General features: G+C 63.7%; 22 protein-coding genes. 11 read left to right on the top strand and 11 right to left on the bottom strand.

The genetic code is table 11. The features are described 5' to 3' along the window. Positions 1-195: 195 nt before the first annotated feature. The 5 genes from FGM15_04190 to rplU form a co-directional block, all read right to left on the bottom strand. Positions 196-918 carry a hypothetical protein gene (locus FGM15_04190; protein ID MBU3665064.1) on the bottom strand — a complete coding sequence of 241 codons (723 nt, stop codon included), beginning with the start codon at positions 916-918 and terminating at the stop codon, positions 196-198. Then, entirely contained in the window at positions 915-1328 is a 414-nt protein-coding gene (locus FGM15_04185) for a hypothetical protein (protein ID MBU3665063.1), read from the bottom strand. Before FGM15_04185 ends, FGM15_04190 begins: the two co-directional genes overlap by 4 nt. Next, positions 1325-1996 carry a MotA/TolQ/ExbB proton channel family protein gene (locus FGM15_04180; GenBank protein MBU3665062.1) on the bottom strand — a complete coding sequence of 224 codons (672 nt, stop codon included), beginning with the start codon at positions 1994-1996 and terminating at the stop codon, positions 1325-1327. The genes FGM15_04185 and FGM15_04180 overlap by 4 nt, the downstream gene beginning before the upstream one ends. Positions 1997-2107: 111 nt before the next feature. Further along, positions 2108-2359, bottom strand: coding sequence for a 50S ribosomal protein L27 (locus FGM15_04175; protein ID MBU3665061.1), 252 nt, complete (start codon positions 2357-2359; stop codon positions 2108-2110). A 13-nt stretch (positions 2360-2372) separates the two neighbouring features. Next, complete coding sequence (gene rplU, locus FGM15_04170; GenBank protein MBU3665060.1) at positions 2373-2687, bottom strand: 50S ribosomal protein L21; 315 nt, start codon at positions 2685-2687, stop codon at positions 2373-2375. A gap of 128 nt (positions 2688-2815) precedes the next feature. Here rplU and FGM15_04165 point away from each other — a divergent pair, with 128 nt between their 5' ends. The 4 genes from FGM15_04165 to FGM15_04150 all read left to right on the top strand — a co-directional run bounded on the left by FGM15_04165 (position 2816) and on the right by FGM15_04150 (position 7172). Further along, a complete protein-coding gene (locus FGM15_04165; protein ID MBU3665059.1) occupies positions 2816-3310 on the top strand; it encodes a hypothetical protein in 495 nt (164 codons plus the stop codon). A gap of 52 nt (positions 3311-3362) precedes the next feature. Further along, positions 3363-3881 (top strand): hypothetical protein, encoded by a 519-nt coding sequence (locus FGM15_04160; protein ID MBU3665058.1) that lies wholly within the window; start codon positions 3363-3365, stop codon positions 3879-3881. Positions 3882-3932: 51 nt separating this feature from the next. Then, positions 3933-6221, top strand: a complete 2289-nt coding sequence (locus FGM15_04155) for a DUF4131 domain-containing protein (protein MBU3665057.1) — start codon at positions 3933-3935, stop codon at positions 6219-6221. A gap of 150 nt (positions 6222-6371) precedes the next feature. Further along, a complete protein-coding gene (locus tag FGM15_04150; protein ID MBU3665056.1) occupies positions 6372-7172 on the top strand; it encodes a hypothetical protein in 801 nt (266 codons plus the stop codon). A gap of 4 nt (positions 7173-7176) precedes the next feature. Here FGM15_04150 and FGM15_04145 read toward each other — a convergent pair whose 3' ends face one another. From FGM15_04145 to pstS, 6 genes are all read right to left on the bottom strand, one after another. Continuing rightward, positions 7177-9198, bottom strand: coding sequence for an ATP-dependent helicase (locus FGM15_04145; GenBank protein ID MBU3665055.1), 2022 nt, complete (start codon positions 9196-9198; stop codon positions 7177-7179). Next, positions 9180-9974, bottom strand: a complete 795-nt coding sequence (locus FGM15_04140; protein ID MBU3665054.1) for a D-alanyl-D-alanine carboxypeptidase — start codon at positions 9972-9974, stop codon at positions 9180-9182. The genes FGM15_04145 and FGM15_04140 overlap by 19 nt, the downstream gene beginning before the upstream one ends. 59 nt (positions 9975-10033) lie before the next feature. Further along, entirely contained in the window at positions 10034-10855 is an 822-nt protein-coding gene (locus FGM15_04135) for a tetratricopeptide repeat protein (protein MBU3665053.1), read from the bottom strand. Further along, positions 10800-11576, bottom strand: coding sequence for a pyrroline-5-carboxylate reductase (proC, locus tag FGM15_04130; protein MBU3665052.1), 777 nt, complete (start codon positions 11574-11576; stop codon positions 10800-10802). Before proC ends, FGM15_04135 begins: the two co-directional genes overlap by 56 nt. Positions 11577-11672: 96 nt before the next feature. After that, positions 11673-13043 (bottom strand): carbohydrate porin, encoded by a 1371-nt coding sequence (locus FGM15_04125; protein MBU3665051.1) that lies wholly within the window; start codon positions 13041-13043, stop codon positions 11673-11675. A 33-nt stretch (positions 13044-13076) separates the two neighbouring features. Beyond that, complete coding sequence (gene pstS, locus FGM15_04120; protein ID MBU3665050.1) at positions 13077-14090, bottom strand: phosphate ABC transporter substrate-binding protein PstS; 1014 nt, start codon at positions 14088-14090, stop codon at positions 13077-13079. Positions 14091-14275: 185 nt separating this feature from the next. Here pstS and FGM15_04115 point away from each other — a divergent pair, with 185 nt between their 5' ends. From FGM15_04115 to purD, 7 genes are read left to right on the top strand one after another with little or no spacing between them, the layout of a single operon-like run. Beyond that, positions 14276-15451, top strand: coding sequence for a GuaB3 family IMP dehydrogenase-related protein (locus FGM15_04115; GenBank protein ID MBU3665049.1), 1176 nt, complete (start codon positions 14276-14278; stop codon positions 15449-15451). Positions 15452-15462: 11 nt separating this feature from the next. Continuing rightward, on the top strand, positions 15463-16062 hold the full coding sequence (locus tag FGM15_04110; GenBank protein MBU3665048.1) for a phosphoribosylglycinamide formyltransferase: 600 nt from the start codon (positions 15463-15465) through the stop codon (positions 16060-16062). Further along, the gene (gene purL, locus FGM15_04105) at positions 16062-18947 is read left to right on the top strand and encodes a phosphoribosylformylglycinamidine synthase subunit PurL (protein MBU3665047.1); all 2886 of its coding nucleotides are present in this window, start codon (positions 16062-16064) and stop codon (positions 18945-18947) included. The genes FGM15_04110 and purL overlap by 1 nt, the downstream gene beginning before the upstream one ends. Beyond that, the gene (purQ, locus tag FGM15_04100) at positions 18926-19705 is read left to right on the top strand and encodes a phosphoribosylformylglycinamidine synthase I (GenBank protein MBU3665046.1); all 780 of its coding nucleotides are present in this window, start codon (positions 18926-18928) and stop codon (positions 19703-19705) included. The genes purL and purQ overlap by 22 nt, the downstream gene beginning before the upstream one ends. Positions 19706-19710: 5 nt before the next feature. Then, positions 19711-20655 (top strand): phosphoribosylaminoimidazolesuccinocarboxamide synthase, encoded by a 945-nt coding sequence (locus tag FGM15_04095; protein ID MBU3665045.1) that lies wholly within the window; start codon positions 19711-19713, stop codon positions 20653-20655. A gap of 35 nt (positions 20656-20690) precedes the next feature. Continuing rightward, on the top strand, positions 20691-22115 hold the full coding sequence (purF, locus tag FGM15_04090) for an amidophosphoribosyltransferase (protein ID MBU3665044.1): 1425 nt from the start codon (positions 20691-20693) through the stop codon (positions 22113-22115). After that, positions 22112-24379: a phosphoribosylamine--glycine ligase gene (purD, locus tag FGM15_04085; protein ID MBU3665043.1), complete on the top strand. Its 2268-nt coding sequence runs from the start codon at positions 22112-22114 to the stop codon at positions 24377-24379. The genes purF and purD overlap by 4 nt, the downstream gene beginning before the upstream one ends. Positions 24380-24391 lie beyond the last annotated feature (12 nt).

The raw sequence follows: 24391 nt of genomic DNA, 5'->3' as shown, positions 1-24391 counted from the left end.
GGCAGCGCAGGAGCGATCCGGGCGGCGCCTGTTTTTTTCTCAACCACGACGCGCAAAGCCGGCATTGGAAAAGACCGTTCCTTTCCGCGCGGCGGTTTTTCCGTCGGCGCCGGGCCGAGCCGAGCCAAAGAAGGACAACAACCGCGAGTCCACCGACCGCATAAAGCAACGGCAGCAAATGCAAGCTCGCCCGGATCACGGCCCTGTCTCCCCCGGCGCCCACACGATCCGGAGAACTCCCCGGTAATCCCGCGGCGAAGAGCCGAACCGCGAACGAAGCACAGCCCGCTGGGCGGCGAAGTCGAGAGCGGGCACACCGCAACTGCGCAGAACCCAAGCATGGCGCGCCTGGCCGGCGGAATCGACCGAGACGAGCAATTCCGTCGGCAGGCCGGGCGGATCCGCGGGCGCGGCATCGCGCAAGCGCCCGAGGAATTCCGCGGTGATCGAAGGACCGTCCTGCTCGAACCGCGCGGAGATTTGGGCGGGAGCGGGAGCGACGGCACGTGCGCGGGGCGACGGAATCGGCTGCTCGGAAACCGGCGGCAGCGCGGGAACCCAAGCTTCCGGCAAAGAAGCCGCAGGCGCGGGAACCAGCGGCGGCATCTCCGGTTGCAAGGCGGACCGCAGGACTTCACGACGCTGCACGGGCAGGATGCGGTCGCGGTATCGCCCGGGCTGCAACCACGACGGATCGCGTGCGGCAAGCAGGATGGAATCCTTGCCGGACGGCCAAACCGTGACCTCAGCCGGCAAAGGAGGAAGCAGATCACCGCGCAAAGGCAGCGGTCCGCGCACGAAGTAAACGGCGGCCAGATGGACCGCGAGTGAGATCACGATCATGGCCGGAAGCACCAGACGGATCTGGTGGACCGAAGGCCAATGAAAAACCTGCAGGAGTTGTGCGGGCTTGATCATGGCGGCGGAGCGGCGGGACGCGTCGCGGCCAGAGCGACGGAAAACCCTCCCTCCAAGGCCATGTCCGTCACTTGGGCCACGAGCGAGAGCGGCGCATCGGTGTCGGCCTTGATCACCACGTGGCGCGAAGATGCACGGCGCGCCTCGAGCCTCGCGCCGAGTTGGGCAGGTTCGACCGCGCGGTCCTCGAAATAAACCGTCGCCCCCGGTCCGCCGGTGACGGAAACCACCAGCGGATCCTGCATGGCCGGCAGAAGAAAACGCGATGTGGGCAACGTCACGGCGATGCCCGGCTGCATGAGGAACGAAGTGGAAAGCAGAATAAAGAAAACCAGGAGCAGGACGACGGTGATGGTCCCGGCAAATACGGGCACCGCGCCGCGCAACCGGAATGCGCGGACAAGCCTCATGCCGTCGCGGAAGGCTCGCTGTCCACCGCGAGAATCTCCGCCGCCGGAAGGGTGCGGTTCTTGAGCAGATTCACCATCTCGATGCCGGCACGCTCCATGTCATGCACGATATCCTGCACACGCGAGGAAAGGTAGCTCGCGCCGACGAGCATCGGGATGGCAACGGCCAATCCTGCGGCCGCGGAGATCAGGCTCTGGTAAACGGCGCCGGAAAGATCCGCCACCGTGGCATAGCCGCCCTGCGTGGACACGAGGTAAAAGGCTTCGAGCAACCCGAGCACCGTGCCGAGCAAACCCAGCAGCGGGGCCACATAAGCGAGCGCCGCGAGCAAGGGCAGATGGCGCTCCAGTCGCGGAATCTCGAGCTGACCGGCCTCCTGCACGATATCGCGCAACTCGCTGCGAGGACAATCGCGCGCCAGCACCGCACTCAAGGCCACGCGCGCCACCGGGCCCGGCGTGGCGATGCACTGCTGCCGCACCTCGTCATGGCGTTCGTCGCGCACAAGGTTGGCCAGGCCGCGGAGAAACTCACCCACGCGGACTTCCGCGCGGTGCAGATAGATGAGCCGCTCGAGGAAAACAGCCAACCCGATCACGCTCAACCCGAGAATGACCCACATCACGGGTCCGCCTTTTTGCATGAGATCCAGCATCACGGGCATCATTCAAAGGCGGGCCGTCCGCGGCAATCCCGTTTTGTGCGGCAACCGCGGGCGCGCGGATAAAAAAAAGACCGAGACCCGCGCGGGCCCCGGTCTTTTTCGAGGAGGAAAGCGTCAGTTGGCGGTTGCGACCACATTGACCCGGCGACCGCCGCGATCGAATTGGACGACACCGCTCTCCAAAGCAAAAAGTGTGAAATCGCGTCCGAGGCCCACGTTGTTGCCCGGGACGAATTTGCGCCCGCGCTGGCGGACGAGGATGTTTCCGGCGAGCACTTCCTGACCGCCGAATTTTTTCACGCCGAGGCGTTTGCTGACGCTGTCGCGTCCGTTCTTGACGCTGCCTTGTCCTTTTTTATGGGCCATACGAAACGATGGGTCAGAGTTTGATTTCGCCGACCTTCACGCGGGTCAGCTTTTGCCGGTGGCCCACCGTGCGGTGGTAGCCCTTGCGGCGTTTGAATTTGTAGGAGACGAGCTTTGGTCCCTTGCGCTGTTCGACGACCTCGGCGGTCACCTTGGCACCTTTGACCAGCGGCTCGCCGATTTTCACGCCCGAGTCGTCGGCGGCGAGGAGCACTTCCTCGAAAACGGTTTTGTTGCCGGGCTCGAGGTCGAGAAGTTCGACATCGAAAACGTCGCCGGGTTGCACGCGGAACTGGCGACCGCCGCTTTGGATGATTGCGTAAGCCATAAATAAATCCAACGAAAGGGTCGGGAATCCTACCGGCGGACCGCGCAGGCCGCAAGAACTTTGTTGCGGAGCGGCCGGCGATTTTCCGGTTTGCCAGCGAGGGGCGGGGCAGACACCATGCCACCTGTATGAAGCATGTCCTCACGATCGTCCTGCTCGGCCTTGCCGGGTGCGCCACCCTGCAGCAACCGCAAGTCGATCCCAAAATCCTGAATGAATTCACCTCCCGCGGAGTGTCCGACGCTATCGTTTTCCAGGTGCGCGAAGGCCTCCCGCTCAGCACCGGCCAGGTCGCCGAATGCGTGCGCAAGGGAGTCCCGGGCCCGGGTCTCGTGAGCTACATGCAGAGCACGCGCAAGGCCTACAATCTCAGCAACGCGGACATCGCCAACCTGCGCTCGGCCGGTGCACCGGCACCGCTTATCAACTACATGCGCCGCTCCTACGATTATTACACCAAGGGACCGAAAGCCGTCGATCAGGGCCATCCGTATTTCGCGACGCAGAACTACAGCCGTTACGGAGGCCTACGCGCGCCGTTCGCCTACGCGCCGCCGCAAGCGGACACGTTTTTCGATTCGGCCTACGAAGACGAGCTCTACAGCCCGTTCTCCTACGAGTAAGCAGCATCCAAAGCCGGCCCAACCGCACGGCGTCGCCTTCCCGTCCACGCCCATGGCGCGCGTGGTGGGAACGGTGGCGGGATTCCAGGTCGAAAACTCGCAGCGCGCCGAAAACGTCGATCACTTTTTTGTCACTGTCGAGGCAGGGCTCTCGCTCCCGGTTGTCCTTTCCCTCAACACGCTGTCGTTCCGCAACCGCGTGGCCGGGCACGATCCGCGCATCCGTCTGGCTTCTCTTCGCTGGCGCTGGACTCACCTGCCGCCGCGCGGGCTGTATCCGTTGGAACACTTCGACTACGAGACGGTCGAGTTGCTCGAGAACGTCGAATACCGCCTGCTCGGCCGCGTGGAAATGGAGGAATATTTCGCGCTGCATTGCGCGAACTGCCGGCTCGTCGAGGCGTGGGGCGTTGCCTACCACCGCACCCAACCCGGGCTGCACCAGATCCACTCGCGGCGCGCGAGCTGCGCCGTGCACGAGGATATGCGCGGGCGCGACGGGGCGGTGCGGTTTTATTTCGACGAGGACCAGCGCAGCGAACTCGCCCTGCTCAAATTCTGCGGGCAGTAAGGGCGTTTGCGGGACATTGCGCGACGCGTGCCGCGCAAATAAACCTTTTGCATGACGGCCCAATCACGGCCCCGCATTCCTCTCGCCGGGGCGGCCCTGGCGGCGACAGCCGGAATCATCGCGGCAAGCTATTCGAACGCGGACGCGGTTTGGCTTGCCGCGGCGGCGCTCGGCACCCTGCCCTTCGCCTTGCTGCGGCGGGGATCGGCCGCGCTCTATGTGGCGACGGCCCTGGCCTTCGGCGCTGCGCACGTCTGGCAGTCGCGGCAAAATCCTTGGCGCGCATGGGCCGACACCGTGGCCGCAGAGCCGCGCGTGCTGGAAGTCACGGGCATCATCGACGACGCGCCCCAAGAAATCGTCCCCGGCATTTGGCGCACGCCCTTGCGCACCACCCAGTGGATCATCGACGGACGCGAGATCGCCGCGCACGGCAAAGTGCTGGCGCGCTGGAAAACAGGCGATGCGATCCCCGCTTACGGCGACAAGTGGCGGATCGAAGGCGTCGCTATAAAGCCGGAGCCGCCGCGCAATCCGGGTGAGTTCGATGCCGCGGCGCACTGGGCAAGGCAGGGAATTTTCTTGGAAGTCCGCGGTGCGCGGGATGCGAAAGCCCAACTTCTCGAGCGCGGACAAGGATCGCCGATCAAACACGCCGCCCTTGCTGCGCGCGCCTGGATGCTCGGGACGCTCGCGCTGGGGATATCGGATGCTCCGGCCATCGGCGCGCTCGTGGCTGGAATCACACTCGGCGCACGTGCGGAGGACGCGGATCAGTTCGCCGATACTTTCCGCCAAACAGGAACCTTCCATCTTTTTTCCGTCAGCGGATTGCATGTCGGAATGTTCGGGCTCATCGCTTGGCTCGCCTTGCGCCCGCTCGGCATGACGCGCCGGAGTTCCGTGCTGGTCATTGTGCCGCTGTTGTTTTTCTACGCCCTGGTCACCGGGGCCTCGCCGCCGAGCCTGCGCGCGGCCTTGATGATCTCGGTCGCGTTCGGCGGAATGTTGCTCGACCGGGAGGGAAGTCCGGCCAACAGCCTCGCGGCCGCGGCCTTGTTGTTGCTTGCCTGGGATACCAACCAGCTCTTCACCGCGGGATTCCAGCTTTCGTTTCTCATCGTCGCGGCGATCTTTCTTCTCGCTCCGGCCTTGCAGGAATTTTTCACCTCGCGCCTGCGTCCCGATCCGTTCCTGCCGCGCAGACTTTACAACCGGCGGCAGAAAACGGCTTCCAACGCAGGTCATGCCCTCGGCACGACCTTGGGCGTATCGACTGCGGCGTGGCTGGGAAGCCTGCCTTTGACCATCGCGATCTTCCACCTTGTCCCGTTGATCTCCGTGCCTGCCAACCTCTGCGCCGTGCCGCTGGCCTTCGCCATCCTCGCGGTGTCGATGCTCTCGCTTGCCGCCGGACTGGCAAGTCCGTGGATGGCCGCGGTGTTCAACAACACGAACTGGGGGCTCGCCCATGTGCTGCTGGCTGTCGTGCAGGGCGCTGCGAACATACCGGGCGCCTACGTTTACCTCCCGCCGGCATGGCTGCAGCCGCCCGCCAGGCTCACCGTATTCGACCTTGGCACCGGCGGCGCGCAGCTTCTTCGGACGCGCACAGCGGCGTGGCTGTTCGACACGGGGACCGAGCGCGATTTTCTGCGTGTTATAGAGCCCAATCTTCGCGCCGCGGGCGTGGGGCGCTTGGATGCGCTGGTCGCCACCCACGGCGACACGGAGCACATCGGCGGCGCCATCGCATGCGTCCAGGCTGCGGCACCGCAGCGCATCATCGATTCCGCGCTGCGCGACCGCTCGCCCGCGCGCAGGCGTTTGCACGATCTGCTCGCCAGGCAATCACGACCGAAGTCGGTGGCACTGCCTGGTGATTGTTTTGCCGCGGGAGAGGACACTTTGGTTCGCGTGCTCGCCCCGGCGGACACGGCCCGGACCTCCGATGACCAAGCGCTTGTCTTATCGATCCGGACGCGCGGATTCAAAACACTGCTGATGTCGGATGCGGGGGCAAAGACCGAGGCTGACTTGTTGCGAAATCACGGCGCCGAGCTGGAGTCCGATATCCTGGTGCTCGGCCGGCACGGCGAGGACATCTTTGCCACGCAGGAATTTCTCGAAGCGGTCCGTCCGCGGCTCATTGTTCTCGCCCAAACGGATCCCTTCCGCGACGGCAGCGACGAGAAGGCTCTGCGGGAGCGCCTCGAAGCCACCGGGGCGGATGTCTTCGACCAAAGCGAGTGCGGGGCGGTGACGGTGAATTTCTCGGGCGATCGGGCGATAGTGCGCGGATTCCTCGATGGCAGGGACTGGATCCTGAACCGCGAATAGCGGGGGGATTTTGCGTTGACCCGCAGGCAAAAATCAGCAATTCAAATATGCATCTTAGTTATGAGAATCACTATATTATTAGTTTTAGGTGTATTGGCCTCAACGAGTTCGGCGTTGCTTGCCCACGGTCCAACGCACGCTTCCCGCAGCGTGGAGCGTTCGGTGGTGGACGAGACCTTGGGGCTTCAGCCCGACGCGCAGCCTGCAAATACGGAGGAGATGGCGCGCAAATGGGCGGCGCAGTTCACGACCGGATGGGAGAGCCGGCATGTCCACTATGGCGTGGATGAAACCGGCCCGGGCGGCGCGTATGTCAACGAGGCCGCTGTGCAAGTCGGCGGTTTTGACTTTTCGGTGTGGAACGGGCTCGGATTGGGCAACGACTTCCTCGAGTGGGATTTCACCGCGGCCTACGAGATCGCCGTCGGCCCGGTGTTTGTCATCCCCGGCTACAATTTTCGCTACTTTCCTGCGCGCAGCGAAACGGGCGGAGAATCGCAGGCCCACGAGGAGCACGGGGAAGAGGAGGAACAGCACGAGGAGGAGGCCGAACCGCACAGTGGCCACGCTCACAACACGCATGGTAACGAGCTTTTCGTCAGCTTCGGCACGACGGCGGTTCCTTACGTCATACCGAGCGCGAATTTCATCTGGGATTTGAACAACAATCCCGGCGGTTTTCTCGAGCTGCGCCTCGATGGCGATATTCCGGCTTACAAGGATGTGGTGAATCTGCAGCCTTACGCGCTGCTCGGCCTGAATTTCGGCTACAACACGTCCGATTACTACGGCTGGAACAATTTCCAGTTCGGCGGACAAGTCACTTGCCGCATTTGCAAATGGCTCTCCGTTTTTGCGGGTGTGAACTATTCGGTCGCCCTCGAAGCTTTGCAGCAGACCGGCCAGGAAAACGTGGCGTGGGCGAATGTCGGGCTGAACTTCGCTTATTGAACAGTCAATACCACCAGTCGCGCTGGCCGGATTTTTTCGCCGCTGCGGAGGCCGGGGAACGCGGAGCTTCGTCGGCCCCGGGTTTTTCAAGCAGGTGGGCGGGAATCTCGGCGATGAAGCGCGAGCGGCGCTGGAACGGCTCGCCGTATCCGCTGTTCAGGCGGATTTGCGGGTAGCAAAGATGCAGGTGGTCGCGTCCGCGCGTGACCGCGACATAAAACAGCCGCCGCTCTTCCTCGAGCGAGTTGGAGTTTTCCAGCGAACGCGAACCCGGGAACATGCCCTCGGTGAGCCACACGACAAACACCGTGCGCCACTCGAGACCTTTGGCCTGATGGACGGAGGATAGCACGACCCGGTCGGTATCCGTGTCATCGCGCGCGCCGGCCCCATCGACATTGGTCAGGAGCGCGACCTGCGCGAGGAATTCTTCCATCGAGGAAAACTGCCGTGCGTATCCGGTAAGCGTGCGCAAGTCCTCGCGGCGGTTCTCGTAATTGGCGAACTCGGCCTTCATGTAGTCCTCGTAAACCGCTTCCATCACGGTCTCGATGGCAAGGTCGGGAGCGATCGGTTTGCGCTCGGGCGCGATCTCGTCGAGCGTCGCAGCCAGCTGTTCCCAGATTTTCGCGGCGCGCGCCGGCGGCTTGGCCGTGCGCAATACTTCGCCGAAGGGCGCGGCCGACTCCGCACCGGCTTTGGCCACGGACCAGAGGCTGTCCGCCGTCTTCTCGCCCACGCCGGGCAACAGCCGGACCATGCGACGGAATGCGGTTTCGTCGCTCGGGTTGACCGCAAATTTCAAGAATGCCGCGACGTCCTTGACGTGCGCCTGCTCGAAGAAGCGCAACCCGCTGGTGACCTCGAACGGGATGCCGCGTCGCGTAAGCTCGAGTTGGATTTCCATCGAGTGGAAGTGCGCACGGTAAAGCACGGCCATGTCGCGGAACTCCATGCCCTGCCGGTTGAGTTCGAGAATCTGCTGCGCAACGTAGGCCGCCTGGTCGTTGTTGGTCGGCAATTCGGCGAGCACCGGGCGTCCGCCCTCCTTGCGCCAGGCGCGGAGACTTTTCTCGAACTGGCGGATGTTGCCGCGGATGGCGGCATTGGCCACGTCGAGGATGCCGGGCACGCTGCGGTAGTTGGTTTCGATGCGGTAGGTCTGCGCTCCTTCGCGGTGCTTGGGGAAGTTGAGGATGTTTTCGAAGTTCGCCCCGCGCCACGAATAGATCGACTGGGCATCGTCGCCCACAACCATCACGTTGCCGTGCTTGGAAGACAGCAGATCGACAAGGTCCGCCTGGACGAGATTGGTGTCCTGGTATTCATCGACAAGCACGTGGCGGAACTGTTCGCGGTAATGATCGGCAACGTCCGGATGGTTTCGGAGCAATTCGTTCGTCCGCACGAGCAGATCGTCGAAATCCATCGCATTGGCCGCGACTTTGCGCCGCTCGTAAGCGCCGCGAACCGAGACGATCGTGTCGGCCATGCCCTCGAAGTAGCCGAACCGGTCGTGCACGATCTGCTCGAGTTGCTCGCCGGTGTTGGACGAAAGCGAGAACAGCTCGGCCAGCACGTCGGGCTTGGGAAAGCGTTTGTCGCGAGGCGTCCCGACGTCGGCCGCGACACTTTTGAGAAGATCGGTCTGATCCTCGCGGTCGAGGATGCTGAAACCCTGGCGGAATCCGATCAGCTCGGCATGGCGGCGGAGGATGCGGTTGCCGATCGAGTGGAAGGTGCCGCCCCAGATGCCGTCGGCGTCGGGCCCGAGCAACTCGGCCACGCGGCCTGTCATCTCGCGTGCGGCCTTGTTGGTGAACGTGAGAAGCAGGATGTTCCAGGGTTTGACACCGTTCTCGAGCAGCCAAGCCACGCGGTAGGTGAGCGTGCGCGTCTTGCCGCTGCCCGCGCCGGCGATGACGAGCGACGCGCCGCCGGGAGAAGTCACCGCCGCCAATTGCTGCTCGTTCAGCTCGGCCGCGTAGTCGATCCGTGTTGTGTTGTTCAAAGCCGCAACCCCCATTCGAGGAGTTTCTGCGAATCGGCCCAGACGTTCGCCTTGGAGCTGCCGAGGACCACGGCGATCACGTCGCGCCCGTTGCTTTGACCGCTGGACACAAGGCAGTGACCCGCGGCGTCGGTGTATCCGGTTTTCATTCCGTTGCAAAAGGGCGCGGTTCGAAGAACGCGGTTGGTGTTGACCAGCTCGCGCACGCGCCCATCGGCAAAGTGGAACTCGAAACTCTTGGTCGCGACGATGCGCCGGATCACCGGGTTGGAGTAGGCGTTGCGCGCGATGATCGCCATGTCACGCGCCGTGGAATGCTGGCCTTCGGCGGGCAGACCGTTGGGGTTGACGAAATTCGAATTTCCGGCGCCCATCTCGCGCGCACGACGGTTCATTTTCCCGGCGAACTCGGCGACGCTGCCGGCGTTGTCACGGGCCAAAGCGCAGGCCACATCGTTGGCGCTTTTGACGAGAAGCGCGGTGAGCAGTTCCTGCCGCGAGTATTTCTGCCCCGGCTTGAGGTAGAGCTTGGTCGGCGAGACGGTGGTGTCTTGGGGCATAATGGTGACCGTTTCCCAGAGGTTGCCGGCCTCGGCGACGATCAGGGCGGTGAGAAGTTTCTGCGTGCTGGCCACGGCTCGCGGCTCGCGCGAGTTCTTGTTGAAAAGGACGCGACCCGAGCGGACATCGACAAGAATAGCCGCGGCACCGTGGACATCCGGAGGTGCGGCCTGCGCGGGCGAAAACGCCGCGAACAGGCAGATCAGCAATGTGGCCGTGAGCGCACGCATGAATTGGAAATAATGCCCGCTTTTGGCGGACGAATCAACCGGCGGACCTTCCAGCGGTTCTAATTTTTCAGCGCTTTCTCGATCAATGGATCGGGCGCCGACCCCAGCTCGATCGCTTTCTGGTAATGCCGGCGGGCGAGTTCGACCGCGGGCGGATCGCGCTCGAGGCAGAAGACCGCGAGATTGAAATGCGCGTCAGCATAGTCCGGCTTGAGTTCGATGGCACGCCGCAATTCGGACTCGGCTGCATCGAACCACCGGTTGCGTCCGGCGGCGACACCGAGGTAGTTGCGCGCCACGGGATCGTTTGGCGAATGCACGACGGCCTGCGCGATGGCCGCCAGCGAGCGCATCGGTTCCTTGCGCTCGAGATAGATGATGCCGAGGTTGAGCCAGGCGGTCGGGTTGTCGGGCTTGATTTGAAGCGAACGCCGCAAAAGACGCTCGGCTTCATCCATGTTGCCGAGGCGGTATTCGGCCGAGCCGAGATTGACCAAGGCCGGCAAATTGTTCGGTTCCACTTTGAGCACGCGCAGGTAGGCCTCGCGCGCGGCACCGAAGTTACCCGCTTCGAAAGCCTTGATTCCGTCGTTGCCGATGGCCTCGACGGCGAGGGATTCCACCGCGGGCTCGGCCTCGGGAGGGATTTCCACGGGCACCTTTTCCGTCTGTGGCGCCGACTCGCGAATGCCCCCGGGCGAGCCACGAAAAGGCAGACGCGCCGGCTCTTCGGAAGCCGACGGTTCAGGTGCGGGAGTTTCGTCCGCAGCGCGCAGGACACCTACTGCCGCGAGAAGCGGCACCATGAGAAAAACCAAGGATTCTTTACGCATTGCTCCGGCCAAGTTCCTCCGAGCGCTTGGCGGCTGCAACCACGGCATCCTTGACCGCGGCCGCGAAACCCGCGCGATCCAACGCGGCAAGACCCTCGACTGTCGTTCCGCCGGGACTGGTGACCATGTCCCGCAATTGCGCGGGGCTCATTTTCGTGGCTTCCACCATTTCCGCGGCACCCGACACGGTTTGCACCGCGAGCGCGAGCGCCAATTCGCGCGGCAATCCCGCGGCGACGCCGCCCTCGGCCAGCGCTTCGATGAAAAGATAAACGTAAGCCGGACCGCTGCCGCTCAAACCCGTCACGGCATCGAGCATCCCCTCCTCGACGCGGAATGCGCGGCCTGCCGAGCCGAAAATTTTCTGCACGTTATCGGTGTCCGTTGCCGTCACGCCCCCGCCGCACGCGTAAGCCGAAGCCCCCTTGCCGACCATCACCGGAGTGTTCGGCATGACACGCACGATTCGGCATCCCGCCCCGACTGCCGATTGCATGGAGGCGATGGAAATGCCCGCGGCGATGGAAACAAGCAGCTTGCCGTCAAGTTCGCGCCGCAGAGGGGACAAAACTCCCGCTGCGTCCTTGGGCTTGACGCAGAGAACGATGACATCCGATTGCGCGGCGAGAGCGGGCGCAGCCGCCGCGACCGAGGCGCCCAGCGCCTCGGCCAACTCCCGTGCCACGCGGGATTCCGTGTCATAGAGCCCAATGTCCCCGGGAAGGCAAACATCGCCCGCGACGACGCCCCGCGCCAAGGCCGATCCCATCCGCCCGCAACCGATGAATCCGATTTTCACCGGTGCGAGCGTAAAATGGGCCGTCCGCGGAGCAAGGCGAATCCCCGCGCGGGGCCGCAATGCGCCTCAGAAATCCACGCCGGCCATGAATCCGAGGATGGCGGCGTTAGCGATATAGGTGTTGCCGTTCGGCTGCGAGATGTATTGGAAGTAGGGCTGGATGAAAGCCCATCCATTGAGCTGCGCTTTGTAGCCGCCTTCGATGACCGCGGTGTAGGTCTTTTGTTGGCGATTTCTCGCCGGAGTGCGCCTCGTCACGCGCGTGTAATCGTCATAATCACCTAGCGCCATGCCGATGTAGGTGGTGTCCTTGTTGCGCGTGGGAATGAGACCCTCGTAGGCCAGACCAGTCTGGAAATAGAACGGGTATTGTCCGTTGTATTTCGGCGCGCAGGTGACCAGGCTGAACATGCTCAGGCCTTCTTTCGAGAGTTCCGCTTTTTTGCCCTCGGCTGCCGGCGCAGAAGACTCGCGATAGAGCATCTGGTCGGCCTGCCAGTAGAAGCCGTATTTCGGCTGGCCGTAAACGCGGTTGTCCTCGCCGTAGTAGTAAGAACCAAATGCATAGCGGCCGGGCAATTTCGATGCGCCGATTTTCGGCGTGATCCCGGTTTCACCCATGAAAAAGAGGCTGTTTTGCGATGGGTCGGGCGCGTAGCCCTCGAACATCAGGCCGTTGTTGCTGCTGAATGTGGACTCCGGGTAAGCCATGAAGAGCCCGAGCTTGGTGTATTGCCACTCGACGGGCTTGATTTGCACGGTTCCGCCCCAGGACGAGAAGCTCGAGGAGAACGGAATATTGCCACCGATGCCTTTGGCACTCTCGATCGCGTTGTTGACGAAAATTTTCGAGATGGGCTGGTCGATGAATTCTTTCTGCGGACGCACCCAACCGCCGGTGATGGTGAGAAACTCCTTCGCACCGAAAAGCTCGGGCGTGACGTATTTGAGCCCGAAGGTGAGCAAGCGCCAACCGGTGCCGGACTGGAAGTGCGAAGGGTTGAACATGCTACTAGCCTGCACGTAGTTATTCGGGTTGGAGTCGTAGCCGGGTTCGCGCCAGCGCACCTCGCCGAAGCCGGTGAGACCTTCGAGGGCATCAACGCCGAGCATCTTTTTGAAGTCGGCCTTGGCACCGAAGAGCAGCTCCTCGTCGAAGAAGCCCCGTTGCCCGTTCTGGCTAGCCACCACGCCGTAGTAGGCGCCACGCCACTTACCTTCGAAGGACAGTCCGTGGTCGGCAATCGCATCGCGCGCACCGAACCAGTTGCCGGTGAATTTCTTGCCGTTCCACCACTCTTCGAGCGTGAGCGGTTCGTATTTTTTGGTGTCCGCGGCTTGCGCTTGGGGCACAACGCCTGCACAGATCGCGAAGATCAGCGCGAAGAATATGCGCGTGGTCACGCGCCGCATGGTGGGTGTGTTCTTGTTTTTCATGATGGGCTGTCTGTTGGAATATTCTCTTGCAGGTTATTCGACGGAGTTAAGAGCGGCTTTGGCTTTTTCGATCACGGATGCCGGCAGCGGGATGTAGCCGAGAGGATCGGCCAACGCCTGGCCTTCGGTGAGTGCGTAAGTGACAAAGCCCTTGAGGGCCGCCAATTTGGCCGCGTCATCGTATTTTTTGGCCAGAAGGAGCCAGGTGAAAGATGTGATCGGATAGTCCCCGGCGCCGGCGGGATCGACCGGCCAGATGCGCAGGTTGGCCGGCATCTCGACCGAAGCGAGCGAGGAGGCGCCGCTCTCGGGACTGGGCGTGACGAAGTTGCCCGATTTGTTCTCGAGCGCAGCGACGGAAAGGCCGTTGTTTTTCGCGTATCCGTATTCGACGTAGCCGATGGTGCCGGGCGTTTGTTTGACCAAAGCAGTCACGCCCTCGTTGCCTTTCCCGCCGATGCCGACGGGGAAGGTCACCGATTTGTCGCAGCCAACCGTTTCATCGAACTCTTTGCTGATGGCCGACATGTGCTGCGTGAAGACAAACGTCGTGCCGCTGCCGTCGGAGCGGTAGGCCACAGTGATCGGCGCGTCGGGCAGCTTCGCCGCGGGGTTGTCCTTGGCAAGGAGCGGGTCATTCCACTTGGTGACCGTCCCGAGGAAAATTCCCGCCAGCGCCTCGCGGCTGAGTTTGAGGCCCTCGACGCCGGGGAGATTGTAGGCCAGCACCACGCTGCCCGCGGTAAGCGGAATCATCACCGCGCCGCGGGGCGCCTTGGCGATCTCCTCGTCACTCATGGCCGCATCGCTCGCGCCGAAATCCACGACGCCTTGGAGGAAATTTTTGACCCCTGCTCCGCTGCCGACCGACTGGTAGTTGACTTCCACCCCGGGGTTTTTCGCGTGATACTCGTTGCCCCAGCGCTGGTAAAGCGGGGCCGGGAAGGTCGCGCCGGCGCCGGAGAGTTGCTGGGCCCGGGCCGTGGCGATGCAGGCCGTGGCCGTCAGGGCGAGGAGTATGGTGGGTTGAAATGTGCGGGTTTTCATAGGCGGGGCGCAGAAAACCCGTCGGACGACGCCGGCGAAAGTCTTTTAGTGTCACATTTTCGTCACATGGGGGGGCGAAAAACGCCGGCCCGGGATCCGCCGGCTCGCGCCGTAAAAAAATATGCCGCCGTTTTCCGCAGCGGGATTGCCAAGCCGCGTCCGACCCGCTACGATCTGCGGGCCTCATGGGAATGTGGATTGGACGCAACCGCAAAGCGCGGGTGACCTACGGCTTCGATGAAATCGCCCTGGTGCCAGGCGCAGTAACGATCAACCCTAACGAGGTGGACACGACGTGGGAAATCCCGCGTCCCGACGGCAGCGCGCTGAAAATGGCGTTGCCCATCCTCGCCAGCGCGATGGACGGCGTGGTGGATGCGCGCTTCGCCATCGCCATGGGCAAACTCGGCGGACTCGCCGTGCTCAACCTCGAGGGCGTGCAGGTGCGCTACGAGGATGCCGATGCGGTCCTGGCCGAGGTGCTTGCGGCGGACAAAGACAAAGTCACCGCCCTCCTTCAGAAAGTTTATCTGGAGCCGGTCAAAGAGGATCTCATCGCCAAGCGGATCAAGGAAATCAAAGACGCCGGCGTGATCGCCGCGGTCAGCGCGATCCCGCAGAAGGCCGAACGCTGCGGCGCCATCGCCCAAGAAGCGGGCGTCGATGTTTTTGTCGTCCAGAGCACGGTGTCCACCGCGCGCCACATCTCGAGCGAATACAAGATGCTCGACCTCTCGGATTTCTGCCGGACGATGAAATGCCCGGTCATCATCGGCAACACGGTGACCTACGGCGTCACGCTCGAAATCATGGAATGCGGCGTCTCCGGCGTTCTCGTCGGCGTGGGCCCCGGGGCGGCTTGCACTTCGCGCGGCGTTCTCGGCCTCGGTGTGCCGCAGGTCACCGCCACGGTCGATTGCGCCGCGGCACGCGATGCGTATTACAAGAAGAGCGGACGCTATGTTCCGATCATCACCGACGGCGGCATGAACAAAGGCGGCGACGTCTGCAAGGCGCTGGCCTGCGGGGCTGATGCCGTCATGGTGGGAAGCGCCTTCGCCAAAGCGGAGGAGGCGCCGGGTCGCGGATTCCACTGGGGCATGGCAACCCCGCACGCCAACCTCCCGCGCGGCACCCGGATCAAGGTCGGCGTTTCCGGATCGCTGCGGCAGATCCTTTTCGGCCCGGCCGAGGTGGACGACGGCAGCCAGAATCTCGTCGGCGCCATCACCACCTGCATGGGAAATGTCGGCGCGGCCAATCTGCGCGAATTCCAGGAGACCGAAGTCATCATCGCGCCTTCGATCAAATCCGAGGGCAAACTTTTCCAGATGGTGCAGAACGTCGGCATGGCGCGGTGAGCGGGCCCGTGATGCTGCGTTTGGGCGTGCTGGGCTCAGGGCGCGGTTCGAACCTCGGCGCGATTTTGCGCGCCATCGGAGAACGCTCCATCCCAGCGCGAGTAAGCGTGGTCATTTCGGATGTGCCCGACTCCGGCATCCTGGAAATCGCCCGCAGCCACGGCGTGGACACCGAGTGCATTGTTCCGCCGAGCCCGCGGGGCAAACTCGACGGGGAAACCGAAAGGAAAATCGTGGATGCGCTCCGGGCCCGGGATGTCGATCTCGTGGCGCTCGCCGGGTTCATGCGCATCGTTGGATCCGTTCTGCTCTCGGCCTATCCCCGCCGTATCATCAACATCCACCCCTCGCTCCTGCCGGCACACCGCGGATCGCGCGCGTGGGAGAAAGCTCTCGCCGCCGGCGACAAAACCACGGGTTGCACGGTGCACTATGTCGATGACGGCGTGGACACCGGCGAAATCATCGAACAGTGCGAAGTGCCGGTCCTCGCAGGCGACACGGCGGACACCCTGCATGCGCGCATCCAGAAGGCGGAACACGAACTCTACCCCGCGGTCATCGGATCGCTGGCGCGCAGAGTGCAAACCGTGGCACCATCCGGTTCGTGATGGCCGACAAATCACCCGACATGAAAAACGGAAACATCGTCTGGCGCATTGTCAGGGCCGCGGGAAAACACCGCGACGGATCGCTCACGCGCCAGGCGAAGCACCTGGGTTTTCCAGGCGTCGCCATCAAAGCGCACGAGGTCTTTTATTTGCGCGGACAGGCCGATGAAGCCGCCATCAAACGTCTGGTCGATGCGCTCATCGACGAGCCTTTGTCCTCGCCCGCCCGCATCGAGAAGCAGAGCGGCACGCCGGCGACCCCAAAACCGGAAGCCGGCAAAAACGCGACCATCGAGGTGGCACGGCGCGCGGGGGTCACCGATCGCGTGGGGATGCAGCTGGCCGCCAGTGCCGCGCGCATGGGTATCGGCATCGAAGTGGCAACCGGAGCCTCGTTTGTCATCGAAGGGGCCGCGGATTTTCCAGAGGACGAGCTTCGCTTTCTTGTCCACAACTTGCTCTGCAATCCGGTGATCGAGACATGGTCCTTCGGCGCCGTTGCTCCGGGATTTGCCGACTCCGCCCAATCGGACACCGCGACGGTCGAAACGATTCCCCTTCGAAATCTCGACACCGCAGCGCTTGCCCGCGTCAACGCCGAACGCGGCCTCGCGCTCGACCCGGAGGAAATCGCCGCCGTGGCAGAATGGTATCGTGCGGCGGGGCGCGATCCGACCGACGCCGAACTGGAGACGATCGCCCAGACGTGGAGCGACCACTGCTCCCACAAAACATTTTCGGCGAAGATCAGCCTGCGCGGGCCTGACGGCTCGGCGCGGGGCGAAGTGGACTCCCTGCTTCGCGAACTGCGCAATTCGACGCGCGACATGAAGGCGCCCTTCGTCGTTTCGGCTTTCGACGGCAACGCCGGGATCGTTTCATTCGCCGACGGTGTGCGACTCGCGATCAAGGCGGAGACGCACAACCATCCGAGCGCCATCGAGCCTTTCGGCGGAGCCAACACCGGTGTCGGCGGCGTGATCCGCGATGTTCTGGCGGCCCCGGCACGCGCAGTGGCGCTCACCGACATCCTCTGTTTCGGTCCCCGCGATCTCGACCACCACGAACTACCCGAGGGCGTGCTGCATCCGGCGGTCATCGAGGAAGGCGTGGTCGAGGGCGTCGCCGATTACGGCAACAAGATGGGCATTCCCACCACGGCCGGCGCCGTGGTTTACGATCCGGGCTACATCGCCAATCCCCTCGTGTTCTGCGGGTGCGTCGGCGAAGTCCTGCAGGGCTATGACAAACTCACCGGACCGCAACCGGGCGACCGCGTCGTCGTGATCGGCGGTGCGACCGGACGCGACGGGATCCGCGGGGCGACATTTTCGTCCATGACCATGGACGCCACGACGGGCGAGGTGGCCGGTGCCTCGGTGCAGATCGGCGATCCGATCGTCGAGAGGCTGACCTCCGACCTGCTCGTCGAACTGCTCGACCGACCCGACCCTCTGTGCCGCGCGATCACCGACTGCGGCGCAGGCGGCTTGTCGTCGGCCGTCGGCGAAATGGGTGAAAAAACCGGGGTGTCGGTCGATCTCACCGCGGTGGACCGGAAATACCCCGGCCTACTTCCGTGGGAGGTCTGGCTCTCGGAAGCGCAGGAACGCATGGTGCTGGCGGTTCCGCCGGAGCTTGCGCCGGAGGTCCTCGCGCGTGCGCGGCATCTCGGGCTTTGCGCGAACGACATCGGAGAGTTCACCGGTGATGCGCGCCTGCTCGTCCGCCACGGCGACAACGCGGTCGTCGACCTGCCCATGGAATTTTTGCACAAAGGGCGCCCTCGCCGTCAGCTAGACGCGACCCTTCCCGAGCCCGTGCGCGGCGATGACAAATCACAGCGCGATGTCGATGCGCAGTCCGCGCTTCTCGCGCTTCTTTCCCACCCGACCATCGCCTCGAAGGAAAAGATCATCCACCGCTACGATCACGAGGTGCTCGGGGCCACGGTGGTCCGGCCGATGTCCGGCCCCGGACAAGAGGGGCCGTCGGACGGAACCGTCATCGCTCCGCCCGAGCGCCAGTCGGGGTTCGCGTTGGGAATCGGGGTCAACGCCTGCTACGGTGTGACCGACCCGGAACGCATGGCTTACGCGGTGATCGACGAGGCGGTCCGCAATGTCGTCGCCGCCGGCGCCGACCCTTCGCAGGTCGCGCTACTGGACAACTTTTCGTGGGGCGACCCGCGGCGTCCGGAAACCCTCGGTCAACTGGTGGCAACCGTTCGGGGTTGCTGCGACGCGGCGAAACTTTACGGCGCGCCTTTCGTCTCCGGAAAAGATTCGCTCAACAACGAGTTTGTCGCACCGGACGGGAAAAAGCGGGCTATCCCGCCGACGCTCGTCATCACCGCCATGGCACATGTGCCCGACGCCGAACGCGCGATCGGAACATCGTTGCAAAGCGCAGGCAGCGTCCTGGTGCTAACCGGCACGACGCGCCGGGAATTCGGCGGGAGCCATTTGAATCTTGTCACCGGTCGCCAAGACGGCGTGGTTCCGGCGCCGGATCCCAGCGCCCCGTCACGCTACCGCCGCATCCATGAAGCGATACAACGGGGCCTCGTTTTGTCGGCGCACGATCCAAGCGAGGGAGGTCTGGCAGTTGCGCTTGCGGAGATGGTCATCGCCAGCCGGTTCGGCATCGAGGCCGGGCTGGATGATGAAGACGCCGTGGCCGCCATGTTTTCCGAATCGCTCGGGCGCATCATCCTCGAAGTCCCGGAGAAAAAATTGGCCGAAGTGCTCGCGCTCGTCGGACCGGAGGCTCGCGCCATCGGGCACGTTGTCGCGACTCGCAACCTGCAGATTACCACGCGCGGGGGCAAACACACTTGGTCCGCGCAGGAACTGGGCAACGCATGGAAAGGGGAAAATTCGTGAGACCGTCAGCTGTTGTTCTCGGTGCGCCAGGCACAAACCGCCATGAGGATGCGGTGTTCGCCTTGAACACGGCCGGCGCGGATGCTTCCTACGTGAATCTGTTGGATTTGCCTGAGCGTTCGGGTGCGCTGGAAGCGGCCGCATTGATCGTGGTGGCCGGAGGCTTTTCTTATGCGGATGCCCTGGGCTCGGGCCGCGTCTTCGCCATGGAGATCGATCACCGTCTGGGCGATTTGCTGCGGCGCAAGGTTACAGAGGGGACACCGGTGATCGGTATCTGCAACGGTTTCCAGATGCTCGTTCGTTCGGGATTACTCCCGGGAGGCGCACCGGCTGCCCTGCAGCACAACGACTGCGGACATTTCGAGTGCCGATGGGTGACGCTGGCACCTTCGTCGCGGCACTGCATCTGGACGCGCGGGCTCGATGCGCCGCTGCGCTGCCCTGTGGCGCACGGCGAAGGCAAGTTCTCCTGTCCGCCGGAAACCCTGGCGGTTTTGCGCGCCAACGACCGCATCGCTTTCCGCTACGCCCGCGAGGACGGTTCCGCCGCCGACGGAAAATACCCGGAAAATCCCAACGGCTCGGTGGACGACATCGCCGGCATCTGCGATGATTCCGGTCTGGTGCTCGGAATGATGCCCCATCCGGAAAATCACGTGACTGCCCGACAAGGCCGCTCCTTCACCGGGGCTGCCGCTCCGGGGCTCGCTTTGCCCCTGTTCCGCAACGGCGTGGAATTCGCCCGCAAGAATTGAGCGCCGTGACCCGGGAAACGCTCACCGACATCGATTTGCCGTTGCCCGGCCGCAGGGTCGGCAAGGTGCGCATCAGCTACGATCTGCCCGACGGAAAGCGCCTTTTCATCACGACCGACCGCCTTTCCGCGTTCGACCGCTTGGTCGCCGCCGTTCCGTTCAAGGGTCAGGTTCTCAACCAGCTCGCGATGTGGTGGTTCGAACACACGCGTGACATCGTTCCGAACCATGCCCTGTCCACTCCCGACCCGAACGCGCTCGTGGCGCGCGAGGCAAGACCGCTGCCGGTGGAAGTCGTCGTGCGCGGCCACATCACCGGTGTCACATCCACCTCGCTGTGGAAGCGCTATGCGGAGGGCGAGCGGACAATCTACGGTTACCGCATGCCCGAAGGACTGAAGAAAAATTCGCCTCTGCCGGAGGCGATCATCACGCCGACGACCAAGGCCGAGGCAGGGCAGCATGACGAGCCCATCACTTGCGCGGAGGTCGCGGAACGCGGGCTGGTGGAGCCGACACTTTGGGAACGCGTGCAAAGGACCGCGTTGCAACTCTTCGCCCGCGGACAGGAGACCGCGCGCCGCGCCGGACTGATCCTTGCCGACACCAAATACGAGTTCGGTTTGGACCGCGACGGGCAACTGATGCTCATCGACGAAGCGCATACGCCCGACTCCTCGCGTTTCTGGATTGCAGACACCTACGACGGGCGTTTTGCCGCCGGAGCCGAGCCCGAGAGCACGGACAAGGAGATCATCCGGCGCGCGCTGGCCGATGCGGGATACGGCGGCGACGGAGCCCTTCCGCAACTGCCGGCGGAAGTCTGGGAAGAGACCTCGCGCCGTTATGTGCAAACTTACGAAGCATTGACCGGACAAAAATTTGTCGCGGGCTCCACGCCCATCGCCGACCGAATCAAAGCCAACCTCGAAGCCGCCGGAATCCTGTGAACACTCCAACACGAACCGAAGGAACCGCGGACCCCGTGTCCCTCACACGCGACTGCGACCATCCCCGCGAGGAATGCGGCGTGGTGGCGGTCTCCTCACCCAGCGGGGAACAGGCGGCCCAACTCGCTTTTTTCGGGCTTTTCGCCCTGCAGCACCGCGGGCAGGAGGCGGCAGGCATCGCGGTGTCCGACGGGCAGCGCGCACGCCTGCACAAGGACCTCGGTTTGCTTTCCAACGTGTTCACACCCGAAACCCTCGCGCCCCTTCGGGGCTACCATGCCATCGGGCACACACGCTATTCGACGCTCGGCTCGTCCACCGCTCGCAACGCCCAACCGTTTCTCGTCGAGACCATGCACGGCCCCCTGGCTGTCGCGCACAACGGTTCGCTGGTCAACGCGGGAGAACTGCGGTCGCAACTTCTGAGCAGGGGATTCGCCCTCACCGCGGCGAGTGACACGGAGGTCATGGCGCTCATGCTCGCCTCCGCCAGCGGCAACACATGGGAGGACCGCCTCGAGCGCACCATGCCCTCGTGGAAAGGCGCCTACTCGCTCGTCGTGCTGGGCGTCGATTCCGTCGTCGCTGCGCGCGACCCGTGGGGATTCCGCCCGCTTTCTGTCGGACGCACGCCCGAAGGCGGATGGGCCCTCGCATCCGAGACCTGCGCGCTCAACATCCTCGGCTGCGACCAGATCGCCGAAGTGAAACCGGGAGAAATCATCACCATCCGCGGCAAAAAGATCTCCAGGCGCCGGACGGCTGTCGCGCCGGGCGGCGGGGCGCGTTGCTCGTTTGAATTCGTCTATTTTTCCCGTCCCGACAGCGAATGGGACGGGCGCAGTGTGCACGAGGTTCGCCAGCGTCTGGGCGAGCAACTCGCCGTGGAGTCGCCCGTCGAGGCCGATGTGGTCGTCCCCGTCCCCGACTCTTCCATCCCCGCCGCCATAGGCTACTCGCGCAAATCGGGTGTTCCATTCAACGACGGATTCATCAAGAACCGCTACGTCGGCCGGACATTCATCGAGCCGACGCAATCGCTGCGGGAGCGCAGGGTCGGGATGAAATTCAATGTTTTGAAGGCCAACATCGCGGGCAAACGCGTGATCGTGATCGACGACTCCCTCGTGCGCGGCACGACCTCCGCGCAGCTGGTCAAACTGATGCGCGAGGCGGGGGCCAAAGAGGTCCATATGCGCATCACTTCGCCGCGCGTCATGCACCCGTGCCACATGGGTGTGGACATGGGAACCTACGAGGAACTCATCGCCGCGCGGTTCGATCCCGAGGAACTGCGGCGCCATGTCGGCTGCGACTCGCTCGCATTCCTTTCCGTCGAGGGGATGATGGCGGCCATCGGCAAAAAGTCGGGTTACTGCACAGCATGCTTCACCGGCCGCTACCCGGTGGATGTCTCGCGCGTGACCGAAAAAACATCCTTCGAAGGAGTGCTCGCGTGAAGATCCTGGTCCTCGGTTCCGGCGGAAGGGAACACGCGATGGCCTGGGCGCTGGAACAAAGCGCCGCCCGTTACGGCGACACCGTGCTCGTTGCGCCCGGCAACGGCGGAACACGCGCACGCCGCCAAGTCGATGTCTGCGACCCGGCACAAGTGACGGCTTTGTGCGCCGCCGAGAAAATCGACCTCGTCCTCGTCGGACCCGAAAGCGCGCTGGAAGCGGGTGTCTCCGACGCGCTGCGCGGTGCCGGACTGAAAGTTTTCGGGCCTTCGCGCGCCGCAGCACGCCTCGAGACAAGCAAAGGTTTTTGCCGCGAGTTCGCCAAAAAGCTCGGACTCCCCTCGCCGCGCAGCGCGAATTTTTCCGGCCCCGGTGCGGCAGAGGAAGCAAAAACATGGGCGGCCGCGCAGGACTTCGAGGTTGTGGTGAAAGCCGACGGTCTGGCCTCGGGCAAAGGCGTGGTCGTCCCGGAAAATGCCGCCGAGCGCGACAGTGCCATCGAGCGGCTGGCCAAATCCGGGCCAATCGTGCTGGAAGAAAAGCTTTCCGGCCCCGAGGTTTCGCTCCTCGTTTTCACCGACGGGCGCTCGGTAGTGGCGATGCCTCCGGCGCAGGATCACAAACGCATCGGGGAGGGAGACAGCGGTCCCAATACCGGAGGCATGGGAGTGTATGCACCGACGAGGATCTGCCCGCCCGCGATGGTGAAGCAAATCCTCGAGACGATTGTCCGTCCGACAATCGACGGCCTGGCCCGCGAAGGCACGCCGTATGTCGGCGTTCTCTATGCCGGTCTGATGATGACGAAAGACGGCCCGAAACTTCTGGAATACAACTGCCGGTTCGGCGACCCCGAGGCGCAGACTCTTTTGTCTTTGCTGGATACCGACCTGCGCGAAATCGCGCTGGCATGCGTCGGGGGCAAACTGGCCGAGACCCCGGTCCGTTGGCGAGACCAGACCGCGTGCACCGTGGTGCTGGCTGCGCGGGGCTATCCGGAAAAACCGGTCGTCGGTGACACGATTGCCGGACTCGACCGTGCCGCAGAGGTCGGGGACGTGCGGATTTTCCACGCCGGGACTGCCGACAAAAACGGCGCCATCGTCACCTCGGGTGGACGCGTGCTCAACGTCACGGCGACCGGAAAAAATCTCGAGGAAGCGAGGGAGCGGTCTTACCGGGCAGCGCGGATGATAGAATTCGAGGGACGCCAAATGCGCCGCGATATCGGATGGCGCGAATTGGCCCGGGCGACCGGCGGCTACGCGGCCAGCGGGGTCGATATCGACGAAGGCAACCGCGCGGTGGAACTGCTCAAGAAAAAGGTGGAGGCCACGCATTCGTCCGGAGTCCTCGGCGGCATCGGTTCTTTCGGCGGGGCCCTCGATGCATCGGCGTTGAAAAAATTCGATCATCCCGTTCTGGTCGCCACGACCGACGGAGTGGGGACCAAGGTGATGCTCGCGTCGGCCGCCGGACGCTACGATTCGATCGGGCACGACATCGTCAACCACTGCATCAACGATCTCCTCGTGCAGGGTGCGAGACCGTTGTTCTTCCTCGATTACATCGCGTCGTCCGCCATTTCCGCGCCGCGCATTGCGGAGATCGTCGGCGGCATGGCCGATGCCTGTGCCGCATCGGGGTGCATTTTGCTCGGGGGAGAAACGGCCGAGATGCCCGGGGTTTATTGCCTGGGCGAATTCGACGTGGCCGGAACCATGGTGGGGGCGGTCGAGAAATCCGATCTTCTTCCCCGTCCCGGCATCGCGCCCGGAGACGTCCTGCTCGGGCTGGCCTCCTCGGGTCCGCACACCAACGGATATTCGCTCGCGCGGAAAATCTTCCGCGGCCTTCCCCTTGACGCCACGCCGGCGGGATTGGAAAGGACCATCGGCGAGGCGCTGCTCGCCCCTCACCGCTCGTATCTCAACGTGCTGCGCGCGGCACTGGACAAAAAGCTGATCAAGGGACTCGCGCATATCACGGGCGGAGGCATCTTCGACAATCTTCCCCGCGTCCTCCCCAAAGGAACCGGCGCCGACATCGAAAGCAAAAGTTGGCCGGTTCCGCCGCTCTTCGCCCTCATCCGCGAGGCGAGCGGCTTGTCCGACACGGAACTTTTCCGCACGTTCAACATGGGCATCGGCATGGTCATGGTTTGCGACCCGGCCGACGAATCAGCCGTGCGCGCGGCCATCGGGGAACCCGTGTTCGCCATCGGACGCGTGACCGCGGGGAACGGCGGCGTGAGATTGATTTGAGCGGCTGTCCCG

The sequence above is a fragment of the Chthoniobacterales bacterium genome, from assembly GCA_018883245.1.
Taxonomy (GTDB): domain Bacteria; phylum Verrucomicrobiota; class Verrucomicrobiia; order Chthoniobacterales; family JACTMZ01; genus JACTMZ01.
The sequence above is the reverse complement of the archived record's forward strand: the minus strand, read 5'-3'. Positions and strand labels throughout refer to the sequence as shown.

Coding starts and splice junctions, on each gene's coding strand:
- pstS (MBU3665050.1), bottom strand. CDS start 14,090: ATGAAAACCCGCACATTTCAACCCACCATACTCCTCGCCCTGACGGCC.
- FGM15_04140 (MBU3665054.1), bottom strand. CDS start 9,974: ATGCGTGCGCTCACGGCCACATTGCTGATCTGCCTGTTCGCGGCGTTT.
- FGM15_04125 (MBU3665051.1), bottom strand. CDS start 13,043: ATGAAAAACAAGAACACACCCACCATGCGGCGCGTGACCACGCGCATA.
- purQ (MBU3665046.1), top strand. CDS start 18,926: ATGGAAAGGGGAAAATTCGTGAGACCGTCAGCTGTTGTTCTCGGTGCG.
- FGM15_04185 (MBU3665063.1), bottom strand. CDS start 1,328: ATGAGGCTTGTCCGCGCATTCCGGTTGCGCGGCGCGGTGCCCGTATTT.
- FGM15_04145 (MBU3665055.1), bottom strand. CDS start 9,198: ATGGGGGTTGCGGCTTTGAACAACACAACACGGATCGACTACGCGGCC.
- FGM15_04175 (MBU3665061.1), bottom strand. CDS start 2,359: ATGGCCCATAAAAAAGGACAAGGCAGCGTCAAGAACGGACGCGACAGC.
- purL (MBU3665047.1), top strand. CDS start 16,062: ATGGCCGACAAATCACCCGACATGAAAAACGGAAACATCGTCTGGCGC.
- FGM15_04115 (MBU3665049.1), top strand. CDS start 14,276: ATGGGAATGTGGATTGGACGCAACCGCAAAGCGCGGGTGACCTACGGC.
- FGM15_04110 (MBU3665048.1), top strand. CDS start 15,463: ATGCTGCGTTTGGGCGTGCTGGGCTCAGGGCGCGGTTCGAACCTCGGC.
- FGM15_04190 (MBU3665064.1), bottom strand. CDS start 918: ATGATCAAGCCCGCACAACTCCTGCAGGTTTTTCATTGGCCTTCGGTC.
- rplU (MBU3665060.1), bottom strand. CDS start 2,687: ATGGCTTACGCAATCATCCAAAGCGGCGGTCGCCAGTTCCGCGTGCAA.
- FGM15_04135 (MBU3665053.1), bottom strand. CDS start 10,855: ATGCCGTGGTTGCAGCCGCCAAGCGCTCGGAGGAACTTGGCCGGAGCA.
- FGM15_04155 (MBU3665057.1), top strand. CDS start 3,933: ATGACGGCCCAATCACGGCCCCGCATTCCTCTCGCCGGGGCGGCCCTG.
- FGM15_04165 (MBU3665059.1), top strand. CDS start 2,816: ATGAAGCATGTCCTCACGATCGTCCTGCTCGGCCTTGCCGGGTGCGCC.
- proC (MBU3665052.1), bottom strand. CDS start 11,576: ATGGGATCGGCCTTGGCGCGGGGCGTCGTCGCGGGCGATGTTTGCCTT.
- FGM15_04160 (MBU3665058.1), top strand. CDS start 3,363: ATGGCGCGCGTGGTGGGAACGGTGGCGGGATTCCAGGTCGAAAACTCG.
- FGM15_04180 (MBU3665062.1), bottom strand. CDS start 1,996: ATGATGCCCGTGATGCTGGATCTCATGCAAAAAGGCGGACCCGTGATG.